The organism is Chloroflexus sp., assembly GCF_034431535.1.
In the GTDB taxonomy this organism is placed as follows: domain Bacteria; phylum Chloroflexota; class Chloroflexia; order Chloroflexales; family Chloroflexaceae; genus Chloroflexus.
On the sequence record NZ_DAOUDC010000052.1, the window covers coordinates 83,138 to 102,082 of the forward strand.

At 58.8% G+C, this 18,945-nt stretch carries 14 protein-coding genes; 10 read left to right on the forward strand and 4 right to left on the reverse strand.

The annotated features are described in order from the left end of the window. Positions 1 to 7: 7 nt before the first annotated feature. The 4 genes from U9R61_RS12965 to U9R61_RS12980 form a co-directional block, all read right to left on the reverse strand. A complete protein-coding gene (locus U9R61_RS12965; protein WP_322489239.1) occupies positions 8 to 1,441 on the reverse strand; it encodes a DNRLRE domain-containing protein in 1,434 nt (477 codons plus the stop codon). Between the two features lie 90 nt (positions 1,442 to 1,531). After that, positions 1,532 to 2,530, reverse strand: coding sequence for a GHMP kinase (locus tag U9R61_RS12970; RefSeq protein ID WP_322489240.1), 999 nt, complete (start codon positions 2,528 to 2,530; stop codon positions 1,532 to 1,534). Beyond that, positions 2,527 to 3,147: a hypothetical protein gene (locus U9R61_RS12975; protein ID WP_322489241.1), complete on the reverse strand. Its 621-nt coding sequence runs from the start codon at positions 3,145 to 3,147 to the stop codon at positions 2,527 to 2,529. The genes U9R61_RS12970 and U9R61_RS12975 overlap by 4 nt, the downstream gene beginning before the upstream one ends. Beyond that, positions 3,148 to 3,570 (reverse strand): hypothetical protein, encoded by a 423-nt coding sequence (locus U9R61_RS12980; RefSeq protein ID WP_322489242.1) that lies wholly within the window; start codon positions 3,568 to 3,570, stop codon positions 3,148 to 3,150. It lies immediately after the preceding gene. Positions 3,571 to 3,929: 359 nt separating this feature from the next. Here U9R61_RS12980 and gmhB point away from each other — a divergent pair, with 359 nt between their 5' ends. From gmhB to U9R61_RS13030, 10 genes are all read left to right on the forward strand, one after another. After that, positions 3,930 to 4,532: a D-glycero-beta-D-manno-heptose 1,7-bisphosphate 7-phosphatase gene (gmhB, locus tag U9R61_RS12985; RefSeq protein ID WP_322489243.1), complete on the forward strand. Its 603-nt coding sequence runs from the start codon at positions 3,930 to 3,932 to the stop codon at positions 4,530 to 4,532. 13 nt (positions 4,533 to 4,545) lie between these two features. After that, positions 4,546 to 6,114, forward strand: a complete 1,569-nt coding sequence (locus U9R61_RS12990; RefSeq protein WP_322489244.1) for an efflux RND transporter periplasmic adaptor subunit — start codon at positions 4,546 to 4,548, stop codon at positions 6,112 to 6,114. 14 nt (positions 6,115 to 6,128) lie between these two features. After that, complete coding sequence (locus U9R61_RS12995) at positions 6,129 to 8,105, forward strand: lipopolysaccharide biosynthesis protein (protein ID WP_322489245.1); 1,977 nt, start codon at positions 6,129 to 6,131, stop codon at positions 8,103 to 8,105. Between the two features lie 6 nt (positions 8,106 to 8,111). Then, positions 8,112 to 10,064 (forward strand): hypothetical protein, encoded by a 1,953-nt coding sequence (locus U9R61_RS13000; RefSeq protein ID WP_322489246.1) that lies wholly within the window; start codon positions 8,112 to 8,114, stop codon positions 10,062 to 10,064. Between the two features lie 28 nt (positions 10,065 to 10,092). Then, complete coding sequence (locus U9R61_RS13005) at positions 10,093 to 12,576, forward strand: hypothetical protein (protein ID WP_322489247.1); 2,484 nt, start codon at positions 10,093 to 10,095, stop codon at positions 12,574 to 12,576. Positions 12,577 to 12,721: 145 nt separating this feature from the next. Next, a complete protein-coding gene (locus tag U9R61_RS13010; RefSeq protein WP_322489248.1) occupies positions 12,722 to 13,888 on the forward strand; it encodes a DUF1624 domain-containing protein in 1,167 nt (388 codons plus the stop codon). Positions 13,889 to 14,113: 225 nt separating this feature from the next. Next, on the forward strand, positions 14,114 to 15,214 hold the full coding sequence (locus tag U9R61_RS13015; protein WP_322489249.1) for a glycosyltransferase family 4 protein: 1,101 nt from the start codon (positions 14,114 to 14,116) through the stop codon (positions 15,212 to 15,214). Between the two features lie 6 nt (positions 15,215 to 15,220). Beyond that, on the forward strand, positions 15,221 to 16,666 hold the full coding sequence (locus U9R61_RS13020) for a flippase (RefSeq protein WP_322489250.1): 1,446 nt from the start codon (positions 15,221 to 15,223) through the stop codon (positions 16,664 to 16,666). 12 nt (positions 16,667 to 16,678) lie between these two features. Further along, positions 16,679 to 18,001: a glycosyltransferase family 4 protein gene (locus U9R61_RS13025; RefSeq protein ID WP_322489251.1), complete on the forward strand. Its 1,323-nt coding sequence runs from the start codon at positions 16,679 to 16,681 to the stop codon at positions 17,999 to 18,001. Next, positions 18,001 to 18,918, forward strand: a complete 918-nt coding sequence (locus U9R61_RS13030) for a glycosyltransferase family 2 protein (protein WP_322489252.1) — start codon at positions 18,001 to 18,003, stop codon at positions 18,916 to 18,918. The genes U9R61_RS13025 and U9R61_RS13030 overlap by 1 nt, the downstream gene beginning before the upstream one ends. The last annotated feature ends 27 nt before the right edge of the window (positions 18,919 to 18,945 follow it).

An 18,945-nucleotide genomic window follows, 5' to 3' on the forward strand; every position in this document is an offset into this window, starting at 1 on the left:
CGCTGGGTCACGGCCTCGACAACACCACCACCAACGTTGGACGATTCTGCGCGTTCCAATCGCCGGTGCGGCTGGTAACAAAATATTTGCCGCTGTGGTAGGCGCTATCCGCCGAGTAGAGCGCCAACCGCAGCGGCTGGCCATTGGCATACGCCTGCACCACCCCACGAGTGACGTCAATTTCGCGCTTCGGGAGATTGTTCCAATCAGGCGGCCCGAACATCACTTCGGCCCGACCACTACCGACGTTCTCGCGCGCGAGCGGCGCATTATTCCACGTTAGGGCATTGGGGTTCCAATCCTCACCTACCACCATTGCTTGGATCAGCGACGGCTTGGCGTCTTGGGGTTGCGCATTCCCCATCTGGCTCAGAATCAGCTTCGCCGAAACCACCGTTCGCCCAGCGGACAAACTATTCAGCGGGAAGGTGAGATAATACTTGGCAAAACACGGCCAGTCGGCGATATCAGCCTGATTTTGGACACTAATGTCGGCTTTGTCCACCGGCTGCGACCAATTGCCCCAGCGATCCCAGAAATTGCCGTCAGCATTACACATATTATCATCCTGACCGCCAACGCCAGCATCGGCCACCGTCACCCCATTCAGCCCGTGACGGATGATAAACTCTTGCGTGGCGCTGACTGGCGGCGGAGTATAGACCGGCAAGCCAAAACGGAGACCGCCCCACGTATGGGGTTGATTCGGGTTGAGGTTCGGCGGCCAGACCTGATCGGCGATCGGCGTACCGGCGGCATTATCGCGGTCATACACGATCACCCCCAACCGCCACTGCGTACCGTCGGCGGGCCGGCCAGCGAGGCCAAGGCTGGTAAAGGGGAGGAGGAAAGTCATTGCCCAACCGCGATCCTCATCGTTATCGTTGTTGGGTGCGTCGCCGCGCCAGCCGGGGATGGTGCTGAACGCGACATTGGCCGACGCCCAACTGCCACCGCTGACGCGCTGGCTCAACTGATAGCGCGCATCCGGCTCAGGCGGGCCGCGAAACTGGGCAACCAGCCGGTAACTCGTTGCCCCAAGTTGTGAGCCGCCACCAGTGTCGATAAAGACGGTCGCCGCATCCCACGCGGTCAGATCGGCGGCAGCGGGGGTGGTATCGTACCAAAGTTGCCGGTCAAAGACCGCGAGATAGAGATAGAGCGCCTCGTTGTTATAGCCAATCCGCACATCGGTATAGTTGCTGGTGTAACTGACTTGGCCAAACCAAAAGATCGCCATCTCGTCGAACCAGTCATTGGTAACGTTTGCCACCGGAAAGTAGGGCGCATTGACCCAATACTGAGGTTCGCCGGATGGCGCGAAAACGGCGGGCAACCATTGGCGGAAAGGTGGATTGTCAGCGGTGGTGATAGCGAGGGGAAGAGTGAGGGCTAGAACGATGAGGGAGGCCAGACCGAAGCGCCAGGAGCGATAAACCAAGGGGCACCTCCTGAATAGAAGCCCAGTGAGAAGCTCAACGCGCTTCTCACCCCCCATGTCATTGGAAGCGAGGGTTGGCCGCGTGACGAATCACGAAGCCAACGACCGCTCTTCCACGTAGATTATTTTACTACCTTGCGGCTCAAATTGCATGGGCACGTGGCGCAATTCGGGCAACGCAGCCCGGATGGCGTCGTGCCGCTCTTCAGGCGCGTAGACCAGCAAAAACCCGCCCCCGCCAGCACCGAGAATCTTACCGCCGATCGCGCCGGCAGCCCGCGCCCGCTCGTACCAATCATCAATCTGCGGGGTCGAAATGCCGCTCGCCAACTCGCGCTTCCGCATCCAACCTTCGTGCAAAATCTCGCCGAAGGCATCGAGGTCATCTTGGTGCAGGGCAAGGCGCAAATCACGCGCCAACTCTACCATGCGGCGCAAATGCCGGCGGCGCGATTCATCACGCTCGGTATTCTCGCGCTGCTCACGCAGCACATCGCTCGTCTTGCGGATGGCGCCGGTGTACAGCATCATCAACCGCTGCTGCAAGCGTTGTTTCGTTTCAGCGCGGCAGATAATCGGATCAACAAACACCGTCTCATCAGGGTTAAACTGAATAAACTGCAATCCGCCATAGGCGGCGATATATTGATCTTGCTTCCCGATCGGCGCGCCACAACGCTCAATCTCAACCATGCACGCCTCACGGGCCAACCGTTCAGCGCCGGCAAACCGGCCAATAAAGGCATAGAGTGCGTTTAGCAACCCCACCGTATACGTGCTTGATGAGCCAAGACCAGTGCCCTGCGAGGGAATATCGGAGATCGAGGTAATCTCGATCGAATGCTGCCGCCCCACCAAGCGCAACGCTTCCCGGATCAGTTGATGTTTGAGCTCATCAACCTGATCAACAATCTCAGTCACTGAATAGCTAGCCCGAATCTGATGATCAAACTTCTCGTTGACGGTGATATAGATATACTTGTTGATCGCCGTACTCACCACCGCCCCCGGTTCATAGCGGTAGAAGGCCGGCAGATCGCTGCCGCCACCAGCAAAACTGATCCGCAACGGCGTGCGCGAGATGATCATGGCATTGCCCCTTGTCGTTTAGATCGAACCATTCTCTGCATCGCATTGAAGCTACGAACACCGCATCGCAGAGCTTGATTTGCGGATGGCAAACGAATGAACTGAACACCACGGCGTGATCTGTCTATCCACACCGCCATCAGTATAATCTGAGCGTACCGCAAGCGAATGACAAAAACTTCACTAACAAGCGCGCCTGAGATAGCAATTTGTTTACGTCGCGCGCTCGCCAGCGGCGGAAGGCATCGCATACCCATCAGCGGGAATACTTCTCGATCTGATGGCAGAGCGGTATGCGCGACCGAACGCTTCCTTGCTCGATAGCGCATATCCCCACGATGAGAACTATCGACCGGCCCATTGGCATACACATTGAGCGCGTCAAAGATAAACGTACCATCTTTGTCGTACAGCCCGGCTGCGGTAGGCGGCAAGAGGCTCGGCACTTGGGTAATGCGATCGGGAATGATTGGCGGCAACGGACACGGAGCGAGGAAACGGTCCCGCACCTCGGCAGTGCCGGGGTTATCGTAGAGCAGGCGCAGGACCGATCCATCGATCTGGTTTTGATACAGCCCATAGTCTTGACCAATATCACGCGCCAGTGACACCACCATCTAGTTGTTCGACACATCGGGATCGGTCACATACTGCCCTTTGAAAATGCCGAACGAGGTTGGATTCCGTGGATTGACGTAGTCGAAGGTGAAGGTGGTCATCCCCATCAGCAGCGTATAACCGCCGGCACCGCGACGGTAGCTGCGCAAGCCGCCAAAGCCGGCAGCTTCCGTCATGTTATACATCGGAAAATAGTTCGCAATCAGATCCCCCTCTGGAGTGAAAGCACCGCCGTAGACATGGTTGGCTTCTTCGTTGCGGAAGGCGCCCGCCCACATCGCCAACTCAGTCCCGTCTGGGTTGATGGTAGCCGCCCGCCAAGCATTGCGAAACATGGTCTCGCCGCCAACCGGATTATTCCGATCAGCAGTTACTCCGTCACGCTGAATATAACTGCCATTGGGATCGGGAATGGTGGACATATCATTCAGCCGCCGTTAACGGGACAACTGTCATCTTTTTAAGAAAGAGACTGAGTGTTATGAACAAAAAAACGCCCAAATCGCACAGTCTACAAAGACCTTCAAACACCAAACGCAGTTGCTGACCGCATCCCAGCAGGTGGAACGCTTGCAGTAAGCAATGAGGAAACGAGCGGCATGCGAGAAAAGCGCCCAATCCGTCACCTATCGAGAGATGACTTACACCAAGATGAAAGCATTGTCACTATTTCTTTACTCCACTGTTAGCTGATCTTCAACCATAAGGTGTACTGTAGCATTGTCATCGTAGCCTGCGACCTACTACATGCTATAATCTAGTTGCAGCGCTAGGGGGGCTCATGCGCGCTGTCTTTCTCGACCGCGATGGAGTCATTAATTACAACCGGCCAGACCACGTCAAAGATTGGTCGGAATTCCAATTTCTGCCGGGCGCTCTGACTGCGCTCCGCCTACTGACTAATGCCGGATTTCGCATCTTTGTCGTCACCAATCAAGCAGCGGTTGGACGCGGATTGATGTCGGTTGAAACCCTCGAACAGATTCACGCCCGTTTGCGCGACATCGCCAGCTACCACGGCGCGCAGATTGACGACATTCGCTATTGCCCGCACCGGCCCGAAGAGCAATGCCACTGCCGGAAACCTCAACCGGGGATGTTGGAGGATCTCGCTGCCCGGCACCGGATCAATTGCCGCGAGGCGTACCTTGTCGGCGATGCGCTCAGTGATATTGCGGCAGGGCAGCGCATGGGATGCCAGACCATCCTTGTGAAAACAGGGCGTGGCGCTATCGAATTGCAGAAGCCGGAATTGCGGCGCTACCAGCCGTCATTCATCGCCCCCGACCTATTAGGCGCGGCGCGCTGGATGCTGGCCGAAGAAGCAGTGAGCGCTCCGTTCGCAACGCTACCGCTGCCCGGCGCATTTGTCTTGCCACAATAAGTAAGAGGAAGATATGGAGCGTTACGTACAGATTGCTGTTCGCAGCGCATTGGCGATGGGCCTCGTGATTGGCCTGAGCGGCTGTAGCATTGGCTCACTGGTTGGCGCGCCGACGCCGGAGCCATGGACGCCGCCGGCCCCTACGCCCACCACGGTCGTGGCAGCACCAACCGCCACTCCGGCGCCGCCCGGGCAACGCACGGTCGCCGTAGCGATCGGCGCCTTCGATGACCGGCGCGAACTGAGCGGGCAAGTTACACCGGTGCTCGAACGCGATCTCGCTTTCCGGCAGAGCGGCATTTTACGCAATCTGTACGTTGAAGTTGGCGCGCAAGTAACCACCGGCCAGTTACTGGCCGAGATCGATCTCGGCACGTTAGAAGATCAACTCCGCCAAGGGCGGATCAATGCCGAACAAGATCGACGCGCGATCGATCAGTCGATCGCGCGGGCGCAAATTGATGTCCGCGCCGCCGAAGTGGCGCTTGCCTCGGCCCGTGACCGGCTGAACGCCCTGACCACTCCGCCCTCTGCGACTGCGATCGCCGAAGCGCGCGCTGCTCTGCAACGGGCCGAAGCTGCGTTGGCCCGCACCCGCAATGACGCTTCGGCGGTGAAGACGCGCGCCGAGCGAGCGCTGCTCGACCGGCAAGCCGAATTGCAACGGGCGCAAGACGCTTATCAGCAGGCCCGCGCCCGGCTCGAAGTTGAAGATACGCCAGAGGTGCGTGCGCTAGTCGATCAGTTGGCTGCCGCCGTGCGGGCTGCGGAAAGCGCAGTTGCACTTGCCCAGATCGAATACGACACTGCCCGCGGCAACGAAATCGCCGCTGTGCAAGCTGCCGAAGCCGATGTCGAATTAGCACGCGCCCGGCTTGATCGCTTGATTAACGGGCCCGATCAGTTTGAAGTGACTGCCGCGCAGCGAGCGGTGCAACAGGCGCAGATCCAACTCGATGCCGCTCGCCAGCGGCTCAATCCCGACCCGTTGCTGATCAAGAGCCTAGCCGCTTCGGAACTGGCTATCAAAGAGATCGAACGCCAGATCGAGGCCCGCCGGATCTATGCTCCCTTCGACGGCGCGATCACGGCGGTTGATGCCTTAGTGGGCTTTCCGGTGCAGGCTGAGATTCCGGTGTTACGGCTCATGGATAACTCTGGCTTGCGGATTACGGTCAGCGGATTGAGCGCCGAAGATATCGAACGGATCCCAAATAGTGCGACGGTGAGTATCACGTTTGTGCGCTATCCCGGCCGCACCTTTACCGGCATGGTGCGCAAAGCAACGACGATGAACAACCCGCTGCAAGCGCCAGAACTGCATATCACGTATAACGTCGGCGATCTCGCCCTCGTGGTTGGCGATCCAGCGCTGGTAACGATCGATTTCGGCCAACGTGAAGGAGTGCGCTGGCTGCCGATCGAAGCCATCCGGCGCGATGGCGGCCCGCATGTCTTGGTACCAACTGAGAACGGCTCCCAACGAGTTGACGTGCAACTTGGACTGATTGTCGATGGCAAAGTGGAGGTTGTGAGCGGGCTGGAAGCCGGCGATCTGGTTATCTTGCCGGCATCCAGTTAAGAAGGAGCACGTTCATGCTCACGTGGAGCGACATCTGGTCATACATTCGCATCATGCTGCGCTGGTGGTGGGTTGCCCTCCTCGCCGCTCTCCTCGCCGCCAGTGCGGCGCTGATCTTTGCCATGCGCCAGCCTGATTACTACATCAGCCGGGCAACCCTGCGCGTCGGTGATACGCTCTCAACTGCCGTACCTGACCCGCAGATGATCGGTCTGACCAATACCGTAGCCAGCTTCTATGGCGAAATGGCTAAACGCGAGATTATTTTAGGCCCCGTGGTTGAAAAGCTCGGCTTGCCCTTCCCGTGGCCGGTGATCAGAGATTACATGCTGGCAACGAGCGTCAACCGACAAGCCAGTTTGCTGGAGATTACCATTACAGACACAAATCCGCAGCGCGCGACAGCCATCGCTAATGCGATTGCCACCGAGTTGATCCAATTCGGCCCGAATTCGCCAGAGAATGTCGCGGCGCAGCGAAGCCTGCTGAATGAGCAGATTGATCGCGCGCAACGCGAGATCACGGCACTCGATCGCCAGATCGACCAGACCCGTGAACTGCTCGCACAGGCCACCAGCGCCACCGATCTCCGCGAGGCGCGCAACCAGTTGCAAGAATTGGAACTGGCCCGCGATACGGCGCAAAATGCGTACACCCAGTTGTTGCGGCTGCAAAATACCAGTATGGTCAACAGTCTCTCGGTCTTTGAAGCTGCAAAAGTGCCGGGAGCACCCTTGCCGAACAAACGTAACCTGACGGTTGCCGTGGCTGGATTGGCCGGGTTGCTATTAGGACTGATGGCATCATTTGTGCTCGAAGCCATTGACACTCGCTGGCGCAATCATAACGATTTGCGCAACCGGTTTGGCCTCAATTTCCTCGGCGCAGTGCCCGGCAAGCGACCATTGATAGGCTTGAGCGAAGATGAAGCACACATGCGCGCCGACGCCGTGAAAGAGGCCCATACCCAGATTGTGCTGGCCGGCTTGCCACGCAATGCCCGCATTCTGATGATCAGTGGGCCGCGCCCTTCGTATGAACGGAGCGCGCTGGTCATTGATTTGGCACATTGCTATACGCTATCGGGCTATCGGGTATTACTGGTTGATGCCGAAACTGAGCAGGCTGCATTGAGCGAACTGTTTGGCAATCCCGAATCGGTGCTGCAACCGATTATGATCGATGGCGAAGCGCAAGTTTGGTCGAGTTTGCGGGTCACCCCGATAAAGAACGTGTTGCTATTAGCCCGTAACACCGACGAAGATGGCCGCCCCTTGCCGCCATCACAACCGTGGCCGGCGTTGGTCGAGGGACTGCAACGCGCTGCTGATATCTTAATTTTCGATGGCCCATCAACGCTCAGCGGCGTTGAAGCTGCACTGCTGGCACCGATGGTTGATGGCGTGGTGTTAGCGCTTAAGCCCGCTGAAGACAGCAGCCGCGACATTCAACAAAGCCTCAAGCGGCTGACGTTGAAACGCAGCGATAGTGTGCTTGGCGCGGTGATGTTAACCGATGAACATACGTTGGCCGGACAAACCGAGCGACCGCGCTTGCCATTGCCTAATCTCCGCCAGTTGTTGAGCGATATGCCGTTGCGGCTGCTTAATCCCGGCAAGGGTCAACCAGAAACGGCACCATCGGAAGAACAGCCTACCAATGGTATGTCTACGCCAACACCCGATTCGACGGCAGATCATAACGGCTTTGTTCGTACCGAACCGATCGCGGAACCGTCGCGCGTGATTGTAACCCCGGTCGCGGAACCGTCGCGCGTGATTGTGACCCCACCGGTGCCTGAACATCGAGCAGTCGTGGTGGCCCAGTCTAGCAGCGAACATCACAGCAATGGGCTGAAAGAACGCGCCTTAGGCGAGACGGTGTGGCCGGCAGCGCCGCAACAGGAAGGGAAGCGCGCCACCAACCCGCCAGCCGCAACACCGCCGCCGGCCCGGCGACGCCCAACCGCTGGTCGCCGCCGGCGCACGTAACGCACTATGAACTACTTGCAGCGACCGGTCACCCGACGAGCGTTTCTGACCAGCACCCTCGCCGCTGCAGGTCTCGGAGGCATCGTAGCCTATGGCGCCGAACAATGGCCACTGCCTGCGCCAACCACATTGCCGTCGCCACCTGTTTCACTAGCACCTGCCAACGGTTTTGCGCCATTAGCGTTAGTCGCCGATCCGGCGCCGCAGCCTGATTTCACGGCGTACCTTGGTGAGATCCTGCGCGCAGAAGGGTTTTTGGGTCTACGTCAGATCAGCCTGCGCCAACTGGATCGCCCCATCACCGCCGCCGTTATTATGGTGGGATCGACACCTCTCAGTCTGGACAGCCAAGGATGGCTGCGCCAATTTGTCAGTGCTGGCGGCGGTTTAGTCGCGATTCGCCCCGATCCGGCGTTAGCAGAAGTATTAGGGGTCAGGTATCTTGGCGTCAGCCAGATTGATGATACGTGCTATCCGGCGCCGGCAACCGGCATTGCTGGGCCGCTCCAGATTCACACCTTGTATGACCGGGTTGAACTACGCGGGGCGGAGGTGATTGCGACTGCAAGCAATGGTGATCCGCTCGTAACCATCCATCGCTTTGGGCAGGGCGCCGCCGCACTCTGGACGTTCGATCTGGCGCAGACTATTGCCCTCATCCGGCAAGGCAATCCGGCGTGGGCCAATCAGGAACGTGACCTGATGGAAGGTCTGCGCGCCAGCGACCTCTTTACGGGATGGATCAACCTTGAACGCATCGCCATCCCGCAAGCCGACGAGCATCAACGCTTACTGAGCCGGGTCATTGACGAGGTCAGCCCGCTGCCGCTTCCCCGGCTCTGGTATCTGCCCGACAATGCACCTAGTGCGATCATCGCCACCGGCGACGCCCACGGCAGCCGGGTGAGCCATATCGAACAGTTGTTGGCGATCGTCGAACGACACGGCGGCACGGCTTCGATCTACTACACCCCGCCGCCAGCGAACGCCAGCGGACGCTTAGCGCGCAAGTTGCGCTGGACGCTCAGCCGCACACCGTTGATCGGCTCAACGCTCGGCGGCGACGATCCGCTGCCGGGTCCGCATCACGTTGCTGCCTGGCGCGCCCGCGGCCACGAATTCGGCATGCACCCGTATGTCGAAGATGGACTAGAAGAAGGCTATTACCGGCACTGGAGCGAATTTCTCAAGCTTGGCTACGGGCCGCTGCCGCCAACCGTGCGCACCCACCGCATTCTGTGGCACGGCTGGGTAGACAATGCCGTGGTGCAAGCGCGGTACGACATTCGCATGAATCTCGATCACTACCACAGCGGCCCGGCAGTGCGCAAACCCGACGGCACGTGGACGATGGGATATCTGAATGGCAGTGGCTTGCCGCTGCGATTTGTCGCCGAAGACGGCACAATCATCGATGTATATCAGCAAGCCACCCATCTGGTCGATGAACACCTGATGCCAGTGTTTCAAACCGGGTACGATGTGGGGCTTAACGGAGCAACCGCAGCCAATCAGACGATTAGCCAAATTGCAGCCAGCATCGATCGCTACCCGGCAGCTTTAGGTCTCCAATGCCATGTCGATCCGTTCTTGCTCGGCGATCCGATTGCTGGCGAAGTGGCGCGCTGGCTTGACACAACGCTGAGCTACGCCGCTGGCGCTAAAGTACCCATCATCGCCGCCGAACGGTGGCTGTGCTTTATTGAAGGGCGCAATGCCAGCGATCTCAACAATATCGAATGGAACGGGCAACGACTACAAGGGACGATCACCGTACCATCAACGTCCTTGCCGCTCACGGTCTTGCTCCCAGAGGAATGCCGCAACACGCGGTTGCGTACAATTATGCTCGCGGATGGCGAACCCGCCACGCAACGGCGTGAAATTGCCGGCAGGTCATATCGGGTGATTAGGCTAACCAGCGGACAACAGCAGTTGATCGCCGACTATGCCTCGTGATAAGTTCATCAGTAAAGAGAGCGATGGCATGACATTTCCACCACTGCAATCGATCGGCAAGTACCTTGGCCTCACGTTGCTAAGCGGCAGTATTCTCGCCCTCCAAATCACCTTCACCCGTATCTTTTCGTTGATGATCTGGCACCACTTCACCTATATGGTGATCGGCATCGCCTTGCTCGGCGGCGGGGCAGCCGGAACGTTTCTTGCCGTACGCCGTTGGGGGCCTGACAAGCTCCAGCAGCGCCTCGGCGGGTTGGCGTTGCTCTTCAGCCTCGCCAGTCTAAGTAATCTGATCGCGATCACCACCATCGCCATTGATCCGCTGCGCACAGCGCAGCTCGGCTGGGCAATCATCGGCCTCGGCATCTACTTTACTTGTCTCTTCAGCACCTTCTTTACCGGCGGGTTGGTGATTGCCGCCATCTTTGGACGCTGGGCTGGCGCTGCCCACCGGCTCTATTTTGCCGATATGCTGGGGGCAGGCATCGCCACAATGACGGTCTTGTTCGTGATCCAGACAATTGGCGGCCCGGCAGTGATTGCCCTGATCGGGTTGATCGGTGCGTTGGCGGCGGTGCTGCTCGGCTACGAAGCCAAACCACGCCAGCGTTGGCTCTTGCCGGCCATGATTGGCGCGGAAGCGCTGGTGTTTGTAACATTGATCATGCGGCCACCCACCCTCGCCGTACCCGGCTCGAAAGAGCTGGGTTGGGCGATGCAGGCGCAAGGAACCGGCCCCGAATTTACCCGCTGGGATCCGGTTGGGCGGGTGGACGTGATGCCAGAGATCACTGTCACCGAACCGATGATCGTCGGCGCCGTCAGTTCAAGCTACCCGTTAGAAAACCGGCCAGAGCTGCCGCTGAAACTGGTGACGATTGACGGCACGTCAATGACCGGGATGTACCGTTTTGATGGCAGCGACGCCGATCTGGAACGGTTCCGCTTCCTCGACCACGCGGTGATCAGCGCCGCCTACCAGCTCGGCAATGAGCACCCACACACCTTGCTGATTGGGGTGGGGGGCGGGCTTGACATTCTGCTGGCCCGGCTCTATCGTGCCAAACAGATCACTGCGATCGAACTCAACCCGACAATCGTGAGCCTCTTACAAGATCGTTACGCCGACTACACTGGCCGGATCGCTGACCACCCCTCGACCGAGCTGATCGTCGCCGAAGGACGCAGTTTCCTGAGCCGCACGACCGAACAATACGACATCATTCAAGGCATCGGTCTCGACAACTTGGCCGCATTGTCGGGCGGGGCCTACGTGCTCGCCGAGTCATACCTCTACACGGTTGATTCGCTCGAACAGGCGCTGCGTGCGCTCACCCCGAACGGCATCTTCTCGTGGACGCGCGATGTCAACAACCCGCCGCGCGAGATGCTGCGCTTAACCGGGCTGGCGGCGGAAGCGCTGCGCCGGATGGGAGTGAATGATCCGTCGGCGCATATCGCGATTATTGCCAACGAGAGCGGGGTTAATGCCACGTTGCTGGTCAGCCGGTCGCCGTTCCAGCCGGAACAGATCGAACGGCTGCGCGCATGGGGGGCAGCGAACAACTTCACCATGCTGCACGACCCGTTGGCGCGGTTGAACACTCCCTTCGCCGACTACTTGCACGCTGCCGATCCGCGGGCTTTTGAGCGAGCCTACTCATTCCAAATCTTCCCAGTGACCGATGACAACCCCTTCTTCTACAACTACTTCCGTTGGGAGAACCTGCACTTCGATCGCAGTTATGAAGGGCGGCTCAACCGGTTCCCGATCGGTAATCTGATCTTGTTGACAATGGCTATCTTCGCGCTCGGCGCAGCAGTAGCATTCATCGTGTTACCGTTGGCACGTTACCAGCGCGACGGCCTGCGCATGCCCGGCGCCATCTCCACGTTGGCCTACTTCAGCTTGCTTGGCGCCGCCTATATGTTCATTCAGATCGTGCTGATCCAGCGCTTTACGCTCTTCATCGGCTACCCGATCCATGCGACAACCACGACCATTGCTAGTATGCTGGCTTTTGCCGCATTGGGCAGCCTGTTGGGCAGCAAACGCATTAGAACCGCCAATGGGCTACGGCTAGCGTTGATCGGCATTGCGGCGCTGACAGCGATCTATATCGTTGCCCTGCCGCCGATCTTCGCGGCGTGGATGCACTGGCCTGATTTGGCACGGATCATCGCCAGCATCTTCATCATCACGCCGCTGGCTACCATGCTCGGCCTCCCCTTCCCGGCAGGGTTGCGCCAACTCAATGCGCGCGTGCCGGGGCTCGTGGTGTGGGCATGGGGGATGAACGGCGTCTTCTCGGTGATCGGATCAGTATTGGTGATTGTGGTCAGCATGGCGAGCAACTTCACCACCGCAATGCTGAGCGGCGCTGCCGGCTATGCGCTAGCGGCTATAGTTGGCGGCGCGCTCTGGAAGGTAGCGGTGCGCGATCCGGCAACCGTCAGCGTACCAGCGAATGCTGCGGCTGATACGTCGGTGACTCCAGTTGCAAGATGATAGCTGTTGGGGTGGGGCTAATCCCGATACACAATGCTGGTTTGATTGGGTGATGATTAAGGTGCGGCAGTGGTACTGCCGCACTCCATAAGAGAACGAGCGCGCGGCAGGGAACCTACCGCACTCCATGCGAAGGAGGATGACGATGCGCACTGCCAGTCTTGTCGCCGAAGCGCATCCAACCGTTGCCGAGCGCAGCGCCAGCAGTGCGCGCATTGTCGCGATTGACGCACTGCGCGGCGTGGCGCTGACCTTGATGGCGCTTGACCATAGCGCCTTCTTTGTAGGGGCCAGCTTACAGGCCGAATCGTATGGAGGCCAGCCGGTCGTGTTACAAAGCCCCGCCTATTGGCTGAGTGGGTTGCTCACTAATCTCGCCTCACCGATCTTCTTCTTTCTGGGCGGCTATAGTTTGGCGCTCTACGCCGCGGCGCAGGCCCGGCGCGGCCGGCCGCCGCAAAACACCACCAGATTTATGCTCATCCGGGCGCTAGTCATTCTCGTGCTCGATCTGACGGTCTGTGCTTGGTTCTGGAGCGGCGCCACGCCTTACGTGCATGTGTTGACCAGCATCGCCGCAGCGATGATCATCCTCGCCGGCTTACGGCACTTCTTAACACCACGCCAAATTGGCATCGTCGCCATCATCACCTTGCTGATTCATCAAGCATGGATTGGCTGGATGGCGAACGAGCTCGCAGCGAATGCACCGCAACCCTTCTGGCAAGCGTTCTGGCTGACATATAGCTACGACACCAACCCCGCGATCGGATTTGCCGTATTGGGATGGGGGCCGCTGCTTTGGTTGGGGTATGCGTTGGGACATTGGCAAGAACACCCGGCTTTGCGCCAGCCGCGCAATTGGGTGCAGATTGGGTTTGGGTTGCTCATCCTCTGGCTCGTGCTGCGGCTCATCGGCGGGTTTGGCGATCTCGGCGCGATGGCTGCGATTGGCAATACACCTGCCCACTGGTTGATCATGAGCAAAGCGCCGCCTAGCCTCAGCTACTTTGCCTTCAACCTCGGCATTGCGGCGCTGATCCTCGCATGGGCTTACGCCACCCCGCACCTCTTCACCACCGGCTGGCTGCGCTGGCTGTCCATGGTCGGGCAAGTCTCGCTCTTCTTCTACGTCACCCACATTATCATCTACCACCTCGTTGCCCTCGTCATGAACCAACTGCCGCTGATCGGGCCGCGCATCATCTGGGGCTACAGCGCGTGGTTGGCCGGGCTGGCCGTGTTAGTGCCACTTGGCTACTGGTACCTCCGGCAACGCAAGCGGTATCCGCGGGTGTTAAGTTATCTGTAAGGATGCGCTTTGCGCTCTTGCTTACCAACGAGCAAAGAGCAAGCGGCCATCCCAAGCAGCGATGACTGCGGTACTATCATGTGGATTGCGGCAATGGAGCTGCCGCAGTCCACATCTATGCTCAAGAGAAGGAGGTGTGCAGGCTGAAACGATATGACAATGGCGTCATCTGTCCACTGCTTTTCGTTTAGCAGGCTGTCAGCCGATAGTGATAGGGTATAAACGATGAACAATCAATTGCCACGCACCCTGATCATCGCAACCAATACGCCGGCGCCGGAACTAGCGGCAGCAGTACGCGATGGTAAACACCAGCGGGTTGATTACCTCGAACTAGCAACCCGCTTTGGCAGCCGTTACATCGATTACGGCATCGTCCGCGCCAACCCGATGCTACAACAGCTAGAAGAATGGCTAAGGATGGATTTACGGTTGGCACGGCAGGTTGTGCAACTGGCGCGGCGCGAACGATACCAAGCGGTGATTAGTCTTTCCGAGCGGGTGGGGATCCCATTGGCGCTCGTACTGCCCCGCAACGTGCGCCATCTGGTTATCTTCCACCATGGTATGTCGGCGCATAAATTGCGTTTGATCAAGGGGTTGGGCTTGCAACGGCGCTGGGATGTAGCCGCAGCGATTAGCCAAGCTGAGGCGGACGGGATGCGACAAGCACTGAAGATGCCGGCAGAACGAGTGGTCGCCTTGCATACCCCGGTGGACACCCATTTCTACCGGCCACAACCGGTTACGCCGCCGGCTAGCGTTGTGCAGAGCCTTGGTCTTTCGCACCGCGACTACCCAACCTTGATTCAGGCAATGCGGCAACTGCCGCACATTCCTTGCCACCTGCGGGTCGGGAGTAGCTGGATGAGCGGGAAAGCAGGACACGAAAACGAGACCCTACCGGCCAACATCAGTCTGCAACCATTTGTGCCGCCGGATCGGTTACGCGATTGTTATCTAGAGAGCCGGATCGTCGTGGTGCCGATCAAGGCCAGCACCCAATGGAGCGCCGGCTGCACCTCGGTGCAAGCGGCGCAAGCAATGGGACGACCAGTGATCGCCACCCGCCGGCCGGGTTTGAGCGAATATGTGATTGAATGCAAAACGGCGCTGTTGGTTGAACCGGGCAATGCCGAACAGATGGTAGCGGCGATTGCCACCCTTTGGGACAACCCCGATCGCGCGGAAACTATGGGGCAGGCTGGACGCCAGTTGATGGAAGAGCGGTTTACGATTGATCAATGGTTGGCAAAGGTGGAAGAATTGGTGCAGTGGATGGTGACCAAGCCTAAACCAACATTGTCCTTGATAATGTCAGGGTAGATTGTCATGAGTACACTTGCCCGCACCGTACTGCGCAATTCGGTTGCCGGTATGATCGCTCAGGTGGCGATCAAAATCCTCTCGTTTGGCTTTTCGATCTTGATCGTCCGCCAACTGGGGGCAACAGCTTTCGGCCAATATGCCGCAGTGATCGGCTTTGGCAGCGTCTTTCTGTTCATTGCCGACCTCGGTTTAGCGCCCTATACGGTGCGTGAAGTGGCCCGGTTACGGAGCGAACCGGATCATCTCGAGCGGATTCGCAATCTCTATGCCGATGTGCTTGGCCTGCGCCTCATTTTGGCGTTCATTGCCGGGATCATGGTGGTAAGCGCCGCTATCATCACCGAACGGTCCCTCTTGATGATCGGCGCAATTGCTCTCAACGGAATCACGCTGCTCATCTACGCCATGCATGGCAGCAGCGAAGCAATATTAGCCGGCTACGAACGGCTCGATCTCACTGCCGGCATGCAAGTCGTGAACCAATTGATCTTCGTGACGCTCGGCGGATTGGCCCTTTGGCTCGGCTTTGGCTACTATGGTCTGATCATTGCCACGCTGATTGGCGTAGCCGCAATGACCACCTTAGTCATGCGAGCGCTCTGGCGGTTGGGCATCCATCCGGGACGTTGGCAACGTGATCGTTGGCTACGCTTATTACGCGCTGCCTTCCCGTTTGGCGTGATCGGGTTGACGCTTGGTCTGTCGTACCGGTTTGATACGGTGGTGGTCAATGTCAGCTTTGGCGATACCGCCACCGGCTACTACAACGCAGCCTACAATCTTATTTTTGCGCTCGTCACGCTCTCGAACGTGCTGAATACGGCGTTATACCCTTCCCTGTCACGTCAGGCCAAGCTCGATCCGGGCAATCTCCCGCGCATTTACGAACGTATTCTGAGCTATTTACTGATCGTGGCCTTACCGATTACCGCCGGCGGCTTTATTCTCGCCGAACCGATCGTGAAGCTGCTGTTTGGTGAAGCCTATGCAGCCAGCGCGCCCTTACTCGCCTTGCTCATCTGGACATTGCCGCTGATGTTCTTGACCGAATTTCTCGGTTATGTGGTTGTGATTGCCGACCGTGAGGCATTGGTCGCGCGTTCTATCATGGTCAGCAGCGCCGTCAATGTCGCAGCGAACCTTATTTTCACGCCACGGCACGGCGCGCCAGCGGCAGCGATCATCACCGTGCTGACCGAAGCGGTATTGGCGGTGCAATATGTGTGGCTGTTGCGCGACCAATTACGCCTGATGCGCTGGCAACCAATCGGACGAGCGGCGATTGCGGTGGGATTGATGGCTGTGGCGGTCTATGTAGCCCGCGAATGGCCGGTTTTGCTCGTTATTGTCGGTGGTGGCGTGATCTATGGCGGGTTACTGATCGGGCTACGGGTGATTGGCGGGGAAGAGGCTTCCTTTGTGCGCAATTTGTTAGCGGCGCGCCGATAGGAGGAAGGCATCATGCGCGTGTTGCTCGCGGTTCATCACTGCCCTCCCACATACAGCGCCGGCGCTGAGTTGTACACGATGCAGCTGGCGCGCGAGCTGTTGCGGCGTGGTCACGAAACCGAAGTGGTCTGTGTCGAGACACTCGCGGCCACCCAACCCTTCGGAGTGCGGGCCGAACCCGATCGCTACGAAGGGATCCCGGTGTGGCGCTTACATCTTGGTCTGCACGACGCGCCGGCCAACTGGAGCTATGCTAACCCGGCGATCGAGGCGTGGCTGCACGAACGAATGCGCGTCTGGCAGCCGGACGTTATGCACCTGCACAGCGGCTATCTCATCGGCGCCAGCGCAATCGCGGCAGCGCGTGCGCTGGGCATTCCTACCATTGTAACGCTCCACGACTACTGGTTCCTTTGCCCGCGCATCACCCTGCTGCGCGGCGATGGTTCGCTCTGCCGGCAACCGCCGGATGATCCCGCCGAGTGCGCGTGGTGTTTGCAACTCGACCGGCGCCGTTACCGCTTGTCGGAACAGATCAGCGGCGGCTGGGCCGGGAGGGCGTGGATCAGGCTGGCCGGCAATGAAGGCCGGGAAGAACAACAGGCCCGGCGCGAGACGTTGCGAGCAGCATTGGGGCAAGCCGATCTCATCATATCGCCATCACATTTTTTAGCCGGCTTGTTCGGCGAACAACTGCCGCAAATTCAAGTGATACGCCTAGGCATCGCTCGCGAACGATTGCGCAACATCCCACCTGTCCGCTCCGGATCGATCCTACGGCTCGGCTACATCGGCCAGATCGCACCGCATAAAGGTGTACATGTGCTGATTACGGCGCTGAAAAGCCTGCCCTCCAGCGATGTGACCGTTGAATTAACCATCTTCGGCAACACCGAGCAAAACCCAGCGTATACCCGCTATCTGCGCCGGCTGATCGGCGATAACCCGCACATCCATCTGGCGGGCAAGTTTAGTCACGACCAATTGCCAACCGTCTTAAGTAGAGTTGATGCGATGGTCGTGCCATCGATCTGGTACGAGAACAGTCCGCTCAGCATTATGGAAGCGCATGCCGCCGGACGACCGGTGATTACGTCACGATTAGGCGGTATGGCCGAACTGGTGCGCGATGGCGTTGATGGTTTGCACTTCACGCCGAACGATAGCCGCGATTTGGCTCGCCAACTACAGCGGTTGCGGACGGAAAAGGGCTTGTTAGAGCGATTGCGGGATGGTATCCAACCACTGCCATCGATTGACGACGAAATGCAGACGTTGTTGGGCCATTACACCGCGCTGCTCGAGCGACGCGGCGCAGTGCGAGGAAGAGTCTGATGAAGCCGCGCGTCGCCATTATTGTGCTGACCTACAACGGCATCGCCGACACCTTGGCCTGCCTCGCTTCGCTCTACCGGCTAGAGTATCCATCTGCACGGTACGAGGTCGTGGTGGTCGATAACGGGTCACGCGATGGCACCCCAGCGCAGGTACGCAATGCGTTCCCCCAAGCGATCGTGATCGAGAATGGGGTAAACCTCGGCTTTGCCGCCGGCAACAATGTTGGCTTACGCTACGCGCAAGCGCAGGGGTACGACTACGCGTTGTTGCTTAACAACGATACCGAAGTAGCACCGGATATGCTCGAGCGGCTGGTGGCAACCGCCGAGGCTGACCCTACCATCGCCGCCGTGGGACCGATCATCTACTACTACGATGCGCCCCAGCGGATCTGGTCGGCGGGTGGCAGCATCGACTGGCGGCGCGGCATTTGCCGCATGGCTGGCGAAGCGGAGGATCACGGCCAGTATCCGGCCCGTGTGGTTGATTTCATCACCGGCTGCGCGATGTTGATCCGGGTGGCGTCGCTGGGGAAGGTTGGCCTGCTCGACGAACGCTTCTTTATGTACTTTGAAGAGACCGAATGGTGTGTGCGGATCACACGGGCCGGGTACTCTTGCTATTTCACGCCGGCAGCTAAAGTCTGGCATAAAATCCCGCTCAACGCTCGCTTTGACCGCGAATATCTCGCCTATTACATGACGCGCAACCGGCTGCTCTTCTTGCGGGCCACACGGGCCACCTGGCGCACGTGGCTGGATGCGCTTATTCTGCAAGACCTGCGCACCTACCTCAGTTTGTGGCTGCGCCCCAAGTGGCGGACACGCAAAGGCCGGATCGGGATGGGGTTGGGGTGGTTTGATTTCTGGCGGGGACGGTTTGGGCCGGCGCCGGTGGTAGTGGTGGGGAGATAGGACACGGATGCACACGGGTGCGACGGA